The sequence below is a fragment of the Staphylococcus sp. EG-SA-18 genome (assembly GCF_017151825.1).
Classification (GTDB): Bacteria; Bacillota; Bacilli; order Staphylococcales; family Staphylococcaceae; genus Staphylococcus; species Staphylococcus aureus.
Genome location: NZ_JACYVY010000077.1, coordinates 36,810 through 52,972, shown reverse-complemented (window position 1 = coordinate 52,972; position 16,163 = coordinate 36,810). Strand labels below are relative to the sequence as shown.

Here is a 16,163-nt window from a genome sequence, read left to right as displayed (position 1 = left end):
ATTATTTGCCCTTAAAATTAATATCTTAGCTTTTCTAATTCATAGACAATTACATTTCTGTAACAAATTAAATTGTATCTATTCCTTAAAGGTTTTTTGTTTTATATCTGGGAATTTCTAAACAGAAAAAACCAGGCCACATGGACCTGGTTAAGTTAATCATATTATTTATTTTGTTTTTTACGACGACCGAATAACAATAATGATCCTAATGCCGCGAATAATCCACCGAATAATGTGCCATTATTTGAATTATTATTTTCACTACCTGTTTCTGGTAATGCTTTAGCTGTTTTATGCTGATCTTTAACCGTACTCATTGGTTTAGCCGGAGTATGTTTACCTGCATCTGAATCGCTATCTGTATCTGAATCGGCATCACTTTCTGAGTCTGAGTCGCTATCTGAGTCTGAATCGCTGTCCGAATCTGAGTCGCTGTCTGAATCTGAATCGCTATCCGAGTCTGAGTCTGAATCGCTATCTGAGTCTGAATCGCTATCCGAGTCTGAGTCGCTATCCGAGTCTGAATCGCTATCTGTATCTGAATCGCTGTCTGAATCTGAATCACTGTCTGAGTCTGAGTCGCTATCTGAATCTGAGTCGCTGTCTGAATCTGAATCACTGTCTGAGTCTGAGTCGCTGTCTGAATCTGAGTCGCTATCTGAGTCTGAATCGCTGTCCGAATCTGAGTCGCTATCTGAGTCTGAATCGCTGTCTGAATCTGAATCACTGTCTGAGTCTGAGTCGCTGTCTGAGTCTGAATCGCTGTCCGAATCTGAGTCGCTATCTGAATCTGAGTCGCTGTCCGAATCTGAGTCGCTATCTGAGTCTGAGTCGCTGTCTGAATCTGAGTCTGAGTCGCTGTCTGAATCTGAGTCACTATCTGATGTTTCTTCTTCGTAGTAGCCATTATCAAGTGTGAAATCATCATGATCCGTAATTGTTACATCAACTTCGCCACCATCGGCATCTTTATCATCTTCAGTTGTATTTGTACCTGTTTGAGTTAAACCAGCAGGCTTTTCAAAGATAACTTTGTATTTACCACTATCTAAATTATCAAAGCGGTATTTACCATTTTCATCTGTTTCAGTTGTACCAATTACTTCGCCTTTTTCGTTTTGCAAAGTAACTTTAACACCTTTAATTCCTTTTTCAGTCGAATCTTGTTTACCATCTTTATTACTGTCGTACCAAACATAATCACCTAAACTATATTTTGGCGTTTTGTAGAATCCACTATCTAATGTCATATTGTCAGCGTCTTTAATGACACTTGTTGTAGTTAGTCCATCAGAATCTACAGCATCATCTGTACCTGCATTTGCAGTTGTCGGTGTATAACCGGCTGGTGTTGAAAACTCTACACTATAAGTTCCATTGCTTAAACCAGTGAACTGATATTTACCATTTTCATCTGTTGTCGTACGATCTAATTCTTTACCGTTACTATCTTTAAGAATGACATAAACACCTTTAATCCCTTTTTCATTGGCATCTTGTTTACCATCTTTATTTGTATCTTCCCATACATAGTCACCTAGATTATATTTCTTTTGGTCGCCATTAGCAGTTGATGAGCCATTCACATTTGAATAACTATTTGACCAACTATATTTAGTTTTGTCAGTGTCTAAAGTATAATCAATTTTTCCATTATCTGTTGATGTATTATCTGGATACGCAACTTGTTGAATGATGTATTGTTTATTACTACTTGTTTGACCATTCATTAAATCAACTGTTGCAGTCTTATTATCATTGCTGTAAGTAATATTAAATTGATTAGTAACATCTTTAAGTTTTGAAGTATCTGGGGTGAAACTGTCGACAAATTGATTTTGATCTGTCACTTCGTAAATTTTGAAGTTTTTTGCATTTGGATTAAATTTATATCCAGTTAAATTAGTAACAAACGTTTGTTTAGTATATGTATTTTTAGGTTGATTTACATATGCAGTCATATTACGCGATAAATCTTCATTGTTGATATAGTTTGTACTTGAAATAAGCGGTTGTGCTTTTTTATTACCATAATCGACAATGATTTCTTCGCTATATGTATCATTACCTAAACTTACTTCCATTTTATAAGCAGTTTTATCAGTTGTTGCATTTTCACGTTTCGCAAATGCGACTTGTTCAAAGCTACCGCTAACATTTGTATATTGATCTACATAATTCGTAAAAGTATACGTTGTTGTGTTTGTTGTACTGTCATAAATACCTTTTGCAATAATATTACCTTGGGCATTATATAAATTTTGAGTTTGTGAAGGTAATCTTACTGATCCTGGACGGAAATATTGACCATATTTAAAAGTAAATGTATCGCCCTCTTTAACAGAATCATCGATTGTGTAATTCGCTTTTAATTTTAAAACATCACTTGAAGTTGCCCAAAATTCTGTTTTGCCAGTATCTTTATTTAAGTGTCCTTTATCAATAGCAATATCAATATTTGAAAAATGAACTTTATCATTAACATTTGTACCTTGTTGTGGTGCTGCTACTGTGTTCACAGCCATACGGTTTAATGTTCTTGGTTTAATAGTCGTTGTTTTAGGAGTAGCTGAAACATCTTTAGCCTGTGTTAAATTACTTTTATCAGTTTCATTACTATATGTAGTTGATGATTTATCATTTGTTGTTACATTGCTAGTTTGTGTAGTAGATTGACTAGCTGTAGCGTTTTGTGGTGATTGCATGTTACTACTAGTTTCTTTAACTGTTGCACTATCACTCATTGTCACTTTAGGCTGATCTGCAGTTGCAGTTTGCGTATTGTCTTTTAGTTGACGACTATCAACTTTTTCAGTTGTTTTATTCTCACTTGGGGCTGTCGTTTCATTTTTTGATTGATTTAATTCTCCATTCGTATGTTCTGCCGCTTTAGCTTCATGACCACTTAACCCAAAAATCAATGTTGTCCCTACTAAAATTGAAGCAGTACCTACAGAATACTTTCTTATCGAAAATTTGTTTAATCGATTTGGTATCATGCCTTTTCTATTTGTTACTGTCTTTTTATTATTCATTTAATAATACTCCTTTAAAATATCAAAATTTGATAAATATAATATTTTGCATATATAAATTTCTGCATTGCTATCGTAATATAAATTTCAATAAAGTGCAATACTTTAATTATTTTTCTTTATTTTACAATGTTATTTGCTACAAATATTAATATGAATCACAGTTTAAGAATTGCAATTTTTAATACTTTTTTTCTTTAATTGCTTTAAATTATTTATCTATATTTTTAAAACTCACTTTTAATCTAAGCTTGTTTTCAATTCGCTATTACATCTTATTTTAATTAATAACATTGCTCACAACAGTAATATCAAAGGCTTACTATTGGTGCATTAGAACAAAAAATAGGCATGTGACTTAAAAGCATTCTCAATGAAATACCTTAAGCTACATACCTATTTTTAATGTATATTTACATATTTTTTAATATTATTTTAAATGTTCATATGGACTATTATTCACAAAAGATACAATTTGATCGACAAATAATCTTGCTCGTAATTGGAATTCACTATCATTTAAGTAATATGAACCATCTTCATTTTTAGCAAAATCAGAATCATGTGTTGCTATTTGAGTTGGTACAGCAATGCCTAGTAAACTTCTGACGATTACTCTTAAATGTGACAATGGCTCTGAACTAACAATACCACCACTATTTCCTATTAAGCCTACAGGTTTCATTTTAAAATAATCCATATTTAGATGATCTAATGCATTTTTCAATATTCCAGAATATGAACCATGATAGTTTGGCGTTCCTAATATTAAAAAGTCCGCCGCCATTGCTTTCTCTTTTAAATCTTTCATATTTTGTTTGATTTCATCAATAGACGGTGTTGTTCCTGAAAAATCTAATTGATTTAACGGTTTTTCTGCTAAATCGAATATTTCCGCTTCAATATCATGTGTTTTAAAATGCTCAGTTAAGTATCTTGCTAGTGCACTTGTATGTGAATTCACTTGTGCACTGCCAATAATAATTAATCCTTTCATATTTGACCCCTCTTTTTTTATTAAACTTGTTGTTCACGTAATAATTTCATAATAGCTTTTCCAACACCACTATTTTCATTCGTATCTGTGACATATTTCGCTATTTTTTTAACTTCTTCTGCACCATTTTCCATCGCAACTGGATAGCCAACTTTCTCTAACATTGATAAGTCATTTAAATTGTCACCTATTGCCATGACTTCTTTCATTTCAATCCCTAATCTTTCGGCAATTGTTTCTAGCGCAATACCTTTTTGTGCATCTGAATGCGTTATTTCTATATTTCCTCTCGAAGATGATGATATAGCTAAATTCGGAGATTCAGCTAAAATTTTACTAGCTTTGTCAATTTTTTCTAAATTTCCATCAAATGCTAATATTTTCATAATTAATTCACCAGGTATGTTTTCAATAGCATCATAATTATCAACAACTTTCAACGTACCATTATCTATGCGTCTTTGAATACCATTTTTAATACGCTCAACGTTTGCATGTTGACCTGCACGCTCAGCAATATCTATGTAAATGTCTAAATCTCTTTGTGGATCTTCAGTATAAATCGCACGACTCGTGTATACTTGATAATAAATACCTGCATCTTTTAAAACATTTGTAATTTTGTGTACTAGCGATTTATTAAGGTGTGAAGTGCTCATTACATTGAAAGTTTCATCACGTACTTCAGCACCATTCAAACAAATATATGGTACTGTTAAATCTGTGTCAGCAACTGGTGCTTGTGCTTCATAAAATGCTCGACCTGTCGCGATAACAACCGTTATCCCTTGTTCTTGAGCGTATTTAATCGCATCAATATTAGGTTGAGAAATTTCATGTGCTGCATTAAGTAGCGTGCCATCCATATCAGTGGCTATTAGTTTTATCATTATGTTACCTCGTTTCGTAAATTTAAAATCTTGTTCTTAAATAAGAATATATACTCAGCGCACATACTTTTCTATTAACATTTATATTGTCATTAATTTATCATATAATGTAATTCTAACAAATTTTAATTAGTATGTACTATCGTCTAATTGGTGGATTTCTTATTGGCTCTTAAGTTTTTAAAAAATGTTGTTAATAATGTGCTACATGCTTCTTTAAGTACACCTTTATCAACAATTGCACGATGATTAAAATTAGATTGTTGCAATAAATTCATTAAACTGCCACTACAACCACCTTTAGGATCATCTGCGCCATAGACGACTCTTGGAATGCGACTCATTACAATTGTTCCTGCGCACATGACACATGGTTCTAAGGTTACATATAATGTGCAACCTTCTAAACGCCAACTACCTAACACTTTGGCTGCACGTTCAATTGCAATATGTTCAGCATGCGCCGTTGGTTGTTGTAGTGTTTCTCTTAAATTATGTGCTCTAGCGATAACTTCATCATCTTTAGTGATGATAGCACCTATAGGTACTTCGCCTAGTTGAGCTGCTTTTTTAGCTTCTTCAATCGCTAATGTCATAAAATATATATCATTTGTCATTTATGTCCAGATACCTCACTTATGGTACAATACTCAATGTCTATTTTAACATTTGGAGATGTGAATATGAACAAACCTTTTATAGCAATTGAAGGTCCTATTGGCGTAGGTAAATCTTCACTTGCACACAAATTAAGTCAAACTTTAGATTTTTATGAAGAAAAAGAAATCATCACAGAAAATCCATTTTTATCAGACTTTTATGAAGATATCTCTAAATGGAGTTTTCAAACTGAAATGTTCTTTTTATGCAATAGATATAAGCAATTTCAAGATGTAACACAACTAAATCAAGGTGTAGTTAGTGATTATCATATACATAAAAATAAGATATTTGCTAAAAATACTTTGAGTTCTGTTGAATTTCAGAAATTCAGTAAAATTTATGATATTTTAACTGAAGATATGATTATGCCGAATATGATTATCTTTTTAGATGCAGACCTTGATGTGTTAAAATCTAGAATTGCTAAACGTAACCGTAGTTTTGAGCATCAAATAGAAGATGAATATCTGTTAAAGTTAAAAAAAGATTATCGTGAGTATTATGAGTCCTTACAAAGTAATGGTTCAAATGTAGTTTTAATCGATACAACTTCTATTGATTTTCTTAAAAATGAACAAGATTACGAAGATATATTACATATTATATTACCTATGATAGGAGATATTACCAATGAATAATTACGGTATTCCACAAAATGCCATTATAACCATTGCAGGTACAGTTGGTGTTGGAAAATCAACACTAACGCAAGCACTTGCAGATAAATTAAACTTTAAAACGTCTTTTGAAAATGTCGAACATAATCCATATTTAGATAAATTTTACAGCGATTTTGAACGATGGAGTTTCCATTTGCAAATTTACTTCTTAGCTGAACGTTTTAAAGAACAAAAGCGTATGTTTGAATATGGTGGTGGCTTTGTCCAAGATCGATCAATTTATGAAGATGTTGATATTTTTGCAAAAATGCATGAAGAAGAAGGCACAATGAGTAAAGAAGATTTCAAAACATATTCAGACTTATTTAATGCCATGGTCATGACACCTTATTTTCCTAAACCTGATGTAATGATTTATTTAGAATGTAACTATGATGAGGTCATTGATCGTATTATTGAACGTGGTCGCGAAATGGAAATTAATACAGACCCTGAATACTGGAAAAAGCTATTTAAACGCTATGACGATTGGATTAATAGCTTTAATGCATGTCCAGTTGTACGTATCAATATTAATGAATATGATATCCATAAGGACCCCGAATCTTTAAATCCTATGATAGACAAAATTGCTCGAATTATTCAAACATATCGACAAGTAGATACACGATAAAAGACTAAAGACATAGCGTATATGTTTATATTCAATGTATATTCCATAGATATCATCGATTACATTATCAATTCTATCGAATACATTAATTCACATATACACTATGTCTTTCTTTTTAATTTAAAGCTTCTAAAATATCTGCCGCACTATTTAAAATAATATCAGCTTCATGTAATTCTTCTTTTGTTGCAATACCTGTTAATACACCTATTGCCATACCTAAATTTGCATTACTTGCTGTCTTCATATCATTAGCAGTGTCTCCTACTATAGCTACTTTCTGAGGATCTACATTATATTGCTCAAATAAAGGCGATAATACTTTAGGATTTGGCTTCTCATAGGCATCCGCTTCGGTAGAAATGATCAAATCGAACAACGAGGTAGCATTGGTATGTGCTAAAAATTGTTCTACACCTTTTTTAGTATCACTCGTAACAATACCAAGTTGATAGCCTTTTGCTTTCAAATCGATAAGTGCTTCTTTAACACCTTCTACCCAATTAATTTCAGGAATACGTTCATCTACCAGCTTTTGACTTGTTGACTTGGACCAGTCGGTTGTATCTTGTCCCGTCACATCATTAAATGCCTGGATAATTTGTTGTAAAGATCCTGAACCCATCACTGATTTTGGATCAATAGATTCTTTAATGACACCGAGTTGTCTTAAAGCAGCTTCTTTATTATGTACTGGGAAAGTCTCAAGCAATGATTGTACAAATCGTACCCCTATTTTTTCCCAACTTCTATCAAATTCAATTAACGTGCCATCTTTATCAAATAATATCCATTCCATTAATATCAATACTCCTATTTATTTATTTCGTATTATGCTGATTCTATGATGTTCGTTATTTCCCTGAAAATGAACTCGTAGTATTGTTCTTTTTAAATATTGAATTAAATATAATAATAAGTGAAATCCCCTTCAATACTTAACAATAAACATTGTAAACTTAATTTATTACCATGCTTCGCTTCATTGAAAGGGATTTTAGTCATGATTAACTTTTACATATTGTTTTCATGATTATATTCAATTTTTATTAATATTTTGGTACAACGACTCTCCAACCATTTTTATCTTCTAAAGTACCATTTTGAATACCAGTATAGACGTCGTATAATTTTTGAGTAATTTCACCAGTCTCATTATTATTAATAACGATTTCACGATCTTCGTATCTCAATGTACCCACAGGTGAAATAACTGCTGCAGTACCACTACCAAATACTTCTGTTAACTCACCTTTATCATATGATTCGAATAATTCATCGATTGAAACGCGGCGCTCTTCGACTTCATATCCTAAGTTTTTAGCTAATTCGATAATAGATTTACGTGTAATACCAGGTAAAATACTGCCATTCAACTCTGGTGTAATTACTTTTCCATTTTCAACGAAGAAAATATTCATGCTACCAACTTCTTCGATATATTTCTGTTCAACACCATCAAGCCATAATACTTGGTCATAACCTAATTTATTTGCATTTGTTTGTGCTAATAAACTTGCCGCATAGTTACCTGCAACTTTTGCAAAGCCTACACCGCCACGAACAGCACGCACATATTCATCTTCTACATAGATTTTAGTTGGTTTTAAAGTCTCACCACCATAATATGCACCTGAAGGAGATAAAATAATTAATAATTTATACTGATGTGATGCACCAACGCCAAGTGCCCCTTCTGTTGCAAAAACAAATGGACGAATATATAATGATTGACCTTCCCCTTCAGGAATCCAATCTCTTTCTATATCAACTAATTGTTTTAGCCCCTCTAACAATTCTGCTTCGTCTACTTGAGGCATTTCTAATCGTGCTAACGAGTTATTAAGACGCTTAAAATTTTCTTCAGGACGGAAAAGTGCAACTTCCCCATCTCTTTTATATGCTTTTAATCCTTCGAATACCGATTGACCATAATGAACACCTTGTGCAGCAGGTGAAATTTCAATAGGACCATAAGGTACTATCTTCAAATCATGCCATCCTTTATCTGCATCATAATCATAACTCAACATATAATCAGTAAAATATTTACCAAAACCTAGTTGAGATGTATTTGGTTTTTGTTTTAATGTTTCTCGTCGTTCAACTTTAACTGCTTGTGACATGGTGATTGCCTCCTAATAATATTGTATAAGAATTTGTTTAACTTAAATTATAACAATCCATATTTTGCTGTTCAACAAATTTTCTAAAAATTCAAAATTAATTAACAGATTTCTAGAAAGACTATATCTTTTAGTATAAACGTATTAATTTCACAGAGACAAGTAATCTGTGTTTTACTAATATACTTTACATACAAAAAACTCTTTACTTTAAAATGAACTAAGCTCGCGAATTCAATATGTATAATGAATAATATTAGAATTCATGCACTAGTTTATTAAAATAAAGAGTAATTTAAAATATCATTCCGTGTATTAAAGTGAATGGAAATGATTAGTTATTATTTTTAACAGTATCTTTTTGTTCAATAGCTTCTAACATTAATTTAGTCATGCTCGCTAAATCATATTTAGGATCAAATCCCCATTCGCCACGTGAACAGCTTGTATCAATAGAATCCGGCCAACTATTAGCGATACCTTGTCTAATAGGATCAACATCGTAATCTAATGTAAAATTGGGATAGTATTCTTGAATTGCTTCTTTTACCATCTCTGGATCAAAACTCATTGCGCTCAAATTATAACCATTTCTAGTTTCTAATTTAGCGTCGTCTGCTTCCATAAGTTTAATAATTGCTTCAATTGCATCATCCATATACATCATATCCATATACGTGCCTTTATCTATGAAGCTTGTATAATGACCCTCTCTTACTGCTTTGAAGTATATTTCAACAGCATAGTCTGTAGTACCGCCACCTGGCTCTTTAACATGCGAGATTAAACCTGGGAATCTAACACTTCTTGTATCTACACCAAAACGTTTGAAATAGTATTGACACAATAATTCTCCAGCTACTTTATTTACACCATACATTGTCGTAGGTTGCTGAATCGTTACTTGTGGCGTATTAACTTTAGGAGTTGAGTCTCCAAATGCACCAATTGAACTTGGTTTGAAAAAGTGCAAATTATAAGTTCTTGCAGCTTCTAATGCATTCATTAATCCACCCATATTTAAATCCCAAGCTAGAATTGGATTTTTCTCAGCAGTTGCTGATAATAATGCTGCCATATGCATTAGACTATCCGCTTCAAAGTCCCTAACTAACTCAAACATACGGTCACGATCTGTTACGTCTAAGATTTCAAATGGTCCATTTTGTACAGGTGAGTCTGCTTCAGGTTCCCTAATATCTGTAGCAAGAACATTATCTGTCCCATAAATTTCTCTGCACTTAACAACTAATTCTGTACCAATTTGTCCTAATGCACCAGTAATCATAATTTTTTTCATAGAAATATCTCCTTTGTCTCTTCTATATAGCTATAGTCCATCACAAGCGGACATAATATTCATTTTCATAATAATTATAATATAAAAGCGCTTTCTTGTATATATGACATGTACATGTTGCTGATATTTCTGTAAATGGAAATTCTAGTTGTATTAATTGATTTTAGTAATTTATAGCGTTTATTATTGCTAATTACTGTCAAATTAAATTTTTTATCCCTCAACTCTTAAACTCTGGATATCTTTCATTATATTAGCTTTTTTATAACCATGGATATCATGTAAAGCCTTATAAGCTTTAAATAATGTTTCATACCTTTGTACTTTTTCCGCTTCTGGATTAATTTCGTATAAAATTGGCTCTTTCATAGCATCAACTGCATCATTAATTGAATTATGTGCGCCACCACTGACTGCACCTAATATTGCTGCGCCTATTGCTGGTGCATACTCACTATCCATAACAATTAGTTTTTTATTCAGTACATTCGCATAGATATCCATCATAACAGCATTCTTTTTAGGTATACCGCCACATGCAAATACCTTTTCTACTTCCATATGCCAATCTTGATACTGTTGCATAATCATCTTAGTACCAAATGCTGTAGCTTCTAAATATGCTCTATAAATATCTTCATGCTTAGTTTGTAAAGTTAATCCAAAGATACAACCTGTTAAATTGCTATCACTTAATACACTTCGATTTCCATTATGCCAATCAAGAGCAATGAGCCCACTTTCACCTGGCATTTGATGTTTTATCTTTTCATTCATTAATTCAAATACAGTCATATTTCTATTTGCTGCTTCATCTACATATGACTTTGGTGCTTGCTTAGCGACATACTCAAACAAATCACCTACTGCTGATTGCCCCGCTTCATAAGCAAATAATTCTGGAATAATTGCTCCTTTTACAGAACCTGATATACCTGGCACTTGATGTTGCTTTTCATTTAACATAAGATGGCATGTGCTTGTTCCCATCACCATAGTCATTTCTTTATCTTTTTCAGACCCAATACCTAATAAACTAGCATGGGCATCAATAATAAAAGGACTTACCATAGTCTCTTTTGATAATCCTAATTTCTGTGCCATTTTATCATCCAGTTTCCCTACTGCTTCACCAATATTAACAACCGGTGCAGATACTTTATCTTGAATTACTTTTGATAATTTGGGGTCTATTTTATCAAATAAATCATAATGAAACCCTGTTTCTTCTTCCCAAAATGCTTTGAAACCTAATCCACAATTCGAGCGTATATTTTTATTAGTTAATTTATTTACAATCCAATCGCCCGCTTCCATAATATAAGCCGTTTTTTCCATAATTTCTGGTGCTCGATTCATGACTTCCATTATTTTGGGAATCATCCATTCACTACTAACATTATATCCATAATGGCCTAACCACTTATTATTATTTTCAATAGCAGTTTGATATAATTTCTCTGCTTCTTTATATGCACCATGATGTTTCCAAAGTTTCACATACGCATGTGGATTGTTTTTAAATTGTTTTAAATTATGTACCGGGTTAAGATTTTCGTCAGTAAAAATAATAGTAGATGAAGTAAAGTCTATACCAATACCTACTATATTGTCTGGATCTATTTTTGATTCACGTACTATATATGATATTCCTTCTTCCATAATTTCTAAATAATCATTACTATTTTGAAGTGCATATGTATGTGGTATTTTCAAACCATTTAATTCACTTTCAATGACACCATGTGTATATGGTTTCACAAATTTTGATACTACTTGACCGTTAGTTGTATTAATTAAAAACACACGGCCTGAAGCTGTTCCATAATCAATTCCAATGCTATAAGACATCATGTTTCCTCCATATCGCTAGTTGCGGTTATTAGTTTTGCAAGCGTTTTCTTAAATCATACTCATAATAGGTTCTATTTTACAAGTATCACTTAAATTTTGCCAAAAAAAAGAGCCCTCATACATTTACATATGAGGCTCCTCTAATTAATATTTAATTATTTATTTTGTATTGCATTTAACATTTCATTAACTGCTAATTTTCCTAACTCATTTGAAGCTAAAGGACTGTCACCTGTTAATAATTTACGATCTTTTAACGTTCTTCCTGTCATATCGTCGTTAACTACTTTTAATCCTTGTTTAGTTAATAAATCAGCAACTAACCATTTCAAGCGTCCAGGTAAATAACCTATTTCAATATTTGCACCTTCATCTAATGAGTCAGGGAAGACACAAACAGAGTATCCTTCTAATGTAGATTTTTCTCTGTTAAGCCCTGCTGAAAGTAGTGCTGCTGGTCCATGACATAATGTAACTATAAAGCGGTCATTGTCTAATGCCCAATCTAATGTTTGTTGAACATCCTCACTTTCAGAAATACCAACAACTGCAGCATGTCCGCCTGGGATAAAGACAGATAAATAATCTGAATCAGGTCCTAATTCATTTTTAATCACATCTGCTAATTTTTTTGGCTGTTTTAATTTTTCTTTCAATTTATTATAAGTACTTATAACTGCCTCGTCTTCAGTTGGCATAGCCCATAATTCTAATTTAACTGGATAACCAGATAATGTCGCAACATCAACGTCAAAACCTGCTTCCATTAAATGATGTAAAGGTAATAACATTTCAACAGGATGATTACCCGTAGAGAACATTTTTCCATTTTCCAATAATACATATCTCTCTTCAGCAGCAATCATCAATACTTTCCATTTACCATCTTTATAGGCACCTTTGTGTTCAACACCATCAAAATCTGTTTTAGGTGCTGTATATTGACTAAGGGAATATGGTGATGGGAAAAATGCGTTATCTTCTGCTTTATCTGGCGTTGGTTGCTTACTTAATTCATTTACATCTTGTGACATAGTTTATTCCTACTTTCTCTATATAGTTACTACTAGTATAGACATATACTACACACTATAAACATGTATTACTATTAAAATGCTCATTATCAAAAATAATCAAAATGAATTTCTTTGAAAAAAATACAACTAAATTTTACAAGATGCTTTTAAAATTAAAACTTTAATTTTTGGGAGCACTAAACATTGTTATAAGAACTTACTGTTAATAAACTAAACATTTAAAAAAAGCCCACGACAATATTTGCCGTGGGAATAAATAAATATTAAATCAACTTCATTTCTTTTCCTACTTTTTCATAAGCCGCAATTGCTTCATCTAACATGTCTTTTGTATGTGCAGCTGTAGGCATATTTCTTACACGTCCTGTACCTCTTGGTACTGTTGGGAAAACGATAGATTTCACATAGACACCTTCGTCTTTTAAACGCTTACTAAATTCTTGAGTTGTTTTTTCATCACCAATAATTACTGGTGTAATTGGAGTTTCTGACTCACCTGTATCATATCCTAATTTTGACAATCCATTTTTTAAATATTGTGCATTGTCCCATAATTTATCATGTAATTCAGTTGAATCCATTAACTTTTTAACTGCTTCAGTTATTGCTTTGGTATCCCCAGGTGCTAATGATGTAGAGAATAAGAATGGTCGTGATTGTGCTTTTAACCAATCTATTAACTCTTTTGTACCTGCTACATAACCGCCAACGACACCAATTGCTTTAGAAAGCGTACCTATTTGGAAATCGATTTTATCTTGTAAACCAAAATGTTTAACCGTACCAGCGCCTTTACCCATAACACCTGAACCATGAGCGTCGTCTACATAAGTTAATAAACCAAATTCTTCTGCAATTTCTACAATTTCAGGTAATTTAGCCACATCACCATCCATACTAAAAACGCCATCAGTGATATACATCACTTTATTGTATTGACCTGATTCAACTGCTTCTTTTGCTTTCGCACGTAAATCATCCATGTCTGAATGGTTAACTCGAATAATTTTAGCTTTAGATAAGCGACATCCATCAATAATTGATGCATGATTAAGCTCATCTGATAAAATAGCATCATTTTTATTCATGACAGCTGAAATAGCAGCCATATTACAATTAAATCCTGATTGATAAGCTATTGCAGCTTCTGTTCCTTTAAATTTTGCTAGTGTTTCTTCTAATTCGTCGTGTAAATCTAATGTACCATTGATTGTACGAACAGCGCCTGCACCTACTCCATGTGTATCAATAGCTGCTTTTGCAGCTGATTTCAAATCTTCATTTGTTGCTAGTCCTAAATAATTATTTGAAGATAAGTTAATGTATGATTTCCCATTGATTTTGATTTCTGGTCCGTTTGCACCTTCAATTGTATCTATTTCATTATACAAACCATTTTCTTTTAGATAATTTATATTTTCCTCTAAAAACTCATGTAATGATTGAACCACAGTATATAATCCCCCTTAAGTATTGTTTGGTAATACCTTTATCATACAGTAATTCTACATAACTTGAAAGCCTTATCATTCATAGATAAAATATCTCAAAGCAATCATTTAGTACGATAATTTCATAAAATGTTATACTATAAACATTATTTTAGAAAGTAGTGATAAGGGTGTTAGATTGGTTCCAACTAGCAAATAATAAAGAAAATAAAACAATTCAACTCAGACGTTATTTACACCAATACCCTGAGTTATCTTTTGAAGAATTTCAAACACATGATTATATTGTTAACCAATTAAGCCAGTTATCTTGTGATATTGAAACTCCTATCGGCCGCAATGGTATCAAAGCCACATTTAAAGGCTTGGGCACAGGACCTACCATTGCATTAAGAGCTGACTTTGATGCGTTACCTGTCGAGGAATTAAACGATGTGCCTTATAAGTCTAAAAATCCAGGATGTATGCATGCGTGTGGGCATGATGGTCATACAGCAATTTTACTTACTGTAGCAGAGATTTTAGATGAACATAAACATTTATTAGAAGGTAATGTTGTATTAATATTCCAGTACGGTGAAGAAATCATGCCAGGTGGTTCTCAAGAAATGATAGATGCTGGATGTCTGGAAAATGTAGATAGAATTTACGGTACACATTTATGGAGTGGTTATCCTACTGGAACTATTCATTCACGTGCGGGGGCAATCATGGCCTCTCCAGATGAATTTAGTGTCACAATTAAAGGTCGTGGCGGTCATGGTGCCAAACCTCATGAAACCATTGACCCAATAGTAATCATGGCAGAGTTCATTTTAAGTGCACAAAAAATAATTTCACGTACGATCGATCCAGTTAAACAAGCTGTACTTTCATTTGGAATGATTCAAGCAGGCACCACAGATAGCGTTATTCCTGATCAAGCATTTTGTAAAGGTACAGTTAGAACTTTCGATTCAGATATACAGAATCATGTAATGGACAAAATGGATAAGCTTTTACAAGGTTTAGCAATAGCAAATGATATTAACTATGATTTGAATTATATTAAAGGGTATTTGCCTGTCCATAATAACGAGAAAGCATATCAAGTTATTAAAGAAGCAACAAATGACTTACATGTACGCTTTAATGAATCAGATTTAATGATGATTGGAGAAGATTTTTCACATTATTTGAAAGTACGACCAGGTGCATTCTTTCTGACTGGTTGTGGTAATGAAAGTAAAGGTATTACAGCGCCACACCATAATCCCAAATTTGATATTGATGAAAAATCATTAAAATACGCTGTAGCTGTATTTTTAAAAATCATTGAATTAGAGCAAGTATTTAAAACAAATTAAGCATTTAAATTAATTGAAAGATATGAATCTGAGACATAAACTAATGAAATGCTCCCTTCAAAGTAGACATTGAAAAAATGAAAACTTTGAAGGGAGCATTTTACAATGTCCAAGACTCAACAATTTTATTTAAACAGTATTATCAGTTATAAGTTTTATTAGTCAGTC

General features: G+C 32.5%; 13 protein-coding genes. 3 read left to right on the top strand and 10 right to left on the bottom strand.

The features are described 5' to 3' along the window. Nucleotides 1–164: 164 nt before the first annotated feature. The 4 genes from sdrC to tadA form a co-directional block, all read right to left on the bottom strand. Entirely contained in the window at nucleotides 165–3,038 is a 2,874-nt protein-coding gene (gene sdrC, locus IDG66_RS13275; RefSeq protein WP_103150429.1) for an MSCRAMM family adhesin SdrC, read from the bottom strand. A 430-nt stretch (nucleotides 3,039–3,468) separates the two neighbouring features. Further along, nucleotides 3,469–4,035 carry an NADPH-dependent FMN reductase gene (locus IDG66_RS13270; protein WP_000677261.1) on the bottom strand — a complete coding sequence of 189 codons (567 nt, stop codon included), beginning with the start codon at nucleotides 4,033–4,035 and terminating at the stop codon, nucleotides 3,469–3,471. Nucleotides 4,036–4,055: 20 nt separating this feature from the next. Further along, entirely contained in the window at nucleotides 4,056–4,925 is an 870-nt protein-coding gene (locus IDG66_RS13265; RefSeq protein WP_000593366.1) for a Cof-type HAD-IIB family hydrolase, read from the bottom strand. 146 nt (nucleotides 4,926–5,071) lie between these two features. Then, a complete protein-coding gene (gene tadA, locus IDG66_RS13260) occupies nucleotides 5,072–5,542 on the bottom strand; it encodes a tRNA adenosine(34) deaminase TadA (RefSeq protein ID WP_000180281.1) in 471 nt (156 codons plus the stop codon). 66 nt (nucleotides 5,543–5,608) lie between these two features. On the opposite strand from tadA, the gene IDG66_RS13255 reads away from it, so the two are divergent. Beyond that, nucleotides 5,609–6,226: a deoxynucleoside kinase gene (locus tag IDG66_RS13255; RefSeq protein ID WP_001039519.1), complete on the top strand. Its 618-nt coding sequence runs from the start codon at nucleotides 5,609–5,611 to the stop codon at nucleotides 6,224–6,226. Further along, nucleotides 6,219–6,881 (top strand): deoxynucleoside kinase, encoded by a 663-nt coding sequence (locus IDG66_RS13250; protein WP_001067261.1) that lies wholly within the window; start codon nucleotides 6,219–6,221, stop codon nucleotides 6,879–6,881. The genes IDG66_RS13255 and IDG66_RS13250 overlap by 8 nt, the downstream gene beginning before the upstream one ends. 115 nt (nucleotides 6,882–6,996) lie before the next feature. Here the strand turns inward: IDG66_RS13250 and IDG66_RS13245 are convergent, their stop codons facing one another. From IDG66_RS13245 to IDG66_RS13220, 6 genes are all read right to left on the bottom strand, one after another. Beyond that, on the bottom strand, nucleotides 6,997–7,680 hold the full coding sequence (locus IDG66_RS13245) for an HAD family hydrolase (RefSeq protein ID WP_000454784.1): 684 nt from the start codon (nucleotides 7,678–7,680) through the stop codon (nucleotides 6,997–6,999). A 250-nt stretch (nucleotides 7,681–7,930) separates the two neighbouring features. Further along, the gene (locus tag IDG66_RS13240; protein WP_000076036.1) at nucleotides 7,931–9,007 is read right to left on the bottom strand and encodes a branched-chain amino acid aminotransferase; all 1,077 of its coding nucleotides are present in this window, start codon (nucleotides 9,005–9,007) and stop codon (nucleotides 7,931–7,933) included. 334 nt (nucleotides 9,008–9,341) lie between these two features. Further along, nucleotides 9,342–10,307: an NAD-dependent epimerase/dehydratase family protein gene (locus tag IDG66_RS13235; protein ID WP_103143673.1), complete on the bottom strand. Its 966-nt coding sequence runs from the start codon at nucleotides 10,305–10,307 to the stop codon at nucleotides 9,342–9,344. Between the two features lie 213 nt (nucleotides 10,308–10,520). Continuing rightward, nucleotides 10,521–12,158, bottom strand: a complete 1,638-nt coding sequence (locus IDG66_RS13230; RefSeq protein WP_000122337.1) for a ribulokinase — start codon at nucleotides 12,156–12,158, stop codon at nucleotides 10,521–10,523. 158 nt (nucleotides 12,159–12,316) lie between these two features. Beyond that, nucleotides 12,317–13,195: a glyoxalase III HchA gene (gene hchA / locus IDG66_RS13225; protein ID WP_000076405.1), complete on the bottom strand. Its 879-nt coding sequence runs from the start codon at nucleotides 13,193–13,195 to the stop codon at nucleotides 12,317–12,319. Nucleotides 13,196–13,461: 266 nt separating this feature from the next. Continuing rightward, nucleotides 13,462–14,649, bottom strand: a complete 1,188-nt coding sequence (locus tag IDG66_RS13220) for a glycine C-acetyltransferase (RefSeq protein ID WP_000250823.1) — start codon at nucleotides 14,647–14,649, stop codon at nucleotides 13,462–13,464. 170 nt (nucleotides 14,650–14,819) lie between these two features. Between IDG66_RS13220 and IDG66_RS13215 the strand changes: the two genes are divergently transcribed. Then, complete coding sequence (locus tag IDG66_RS13215; protein ID WP_000887920.1) at nucleotides 14,820–15,995, top strand: M20 family metallopeptidase; 1,176 nt, start codon at nucleotides 14,820–14,822, stop codon at nucleotides 15,993–15,995. Nucleotides 15,996–16,163 lie beyond the last annotated feature (168 nt).

Bases quoted from the DNA above. Each gene is read 5' to 3' on its own strand.
- sdrC (WP_103150429.1), bottom strand. From the start codon at position 3,038: ATGAATAATAAAAAGACAGTAACAAATAGAAAAGGCATGATACCAAAT.
- IDG66_RS13270 (WP_000677261.1), bottom strand. From the start codon at position 4,035: ATGAAAGGATTAATTATTATTGGCAGTGCACAAGTGAATTCACATACA.
- IDG66_RS13265 (WP_000593366.1), bottom strand. From the start codon at position 4,925: ATGATAAAACTAATAGCCACTGATATGGATGGCACGCTACTTAATGCA.
- tadA (WP_000180281.1), bottom strand. From the start codon at position 5,542: ATGACAAATGATATATATTTTATGACATTAGCGATTGAAGAAGCTAAA.
- IDG66_RS13255 (WP_001039519.1), top strand. From the start codon at position 5,609: ATGAACAAACCTTTTATAGCAATTGAAGGTCCTATTGGCGTAGGTAAA.
- IDG66_RS13250 (WP_001067261.1), top strand. From the start codon at position 6,219: ATGAATAATTACGGTATTCCACAAAATGCCATTATAACCATTGCAGGT.
- IDG66_RS13245 (WP_000454784.1), bottom strand. From the start codon at position 7,680: ATGGAATGGATATTATTTGATAAAGATGGCACGTTAATTGAATTTGAT.
- IDG66_RS13240 (WP_000076036.1), bottom strand. From the start codon at position 9,007: ATGTCACAAGCAGTTAAAGTTGAACGACGAGAAACATTAAAACAAAAA.
- IDG66_RS13235 (WP_103143673.1), bottom strand. From the start codon at position 10,307: ATGAAAAAAATTATGATTACTGGTGCATTAGGACAAATTGGTACAGAA.
- IDG66_RS13230 (WP_000122337.1), bottom strand. From the start codon at position 12,158: ATGTCTTATAGCATTGGAATTGATTATGGAACAGCTTCAGGCCGTGTG.
- hchA (WP_000076405.1), bottom strand. From the start codon at position 13,195: ATGTCACAAGATGTAAATGAATTAAGTAAGCAACCAACGCCAGATAAA.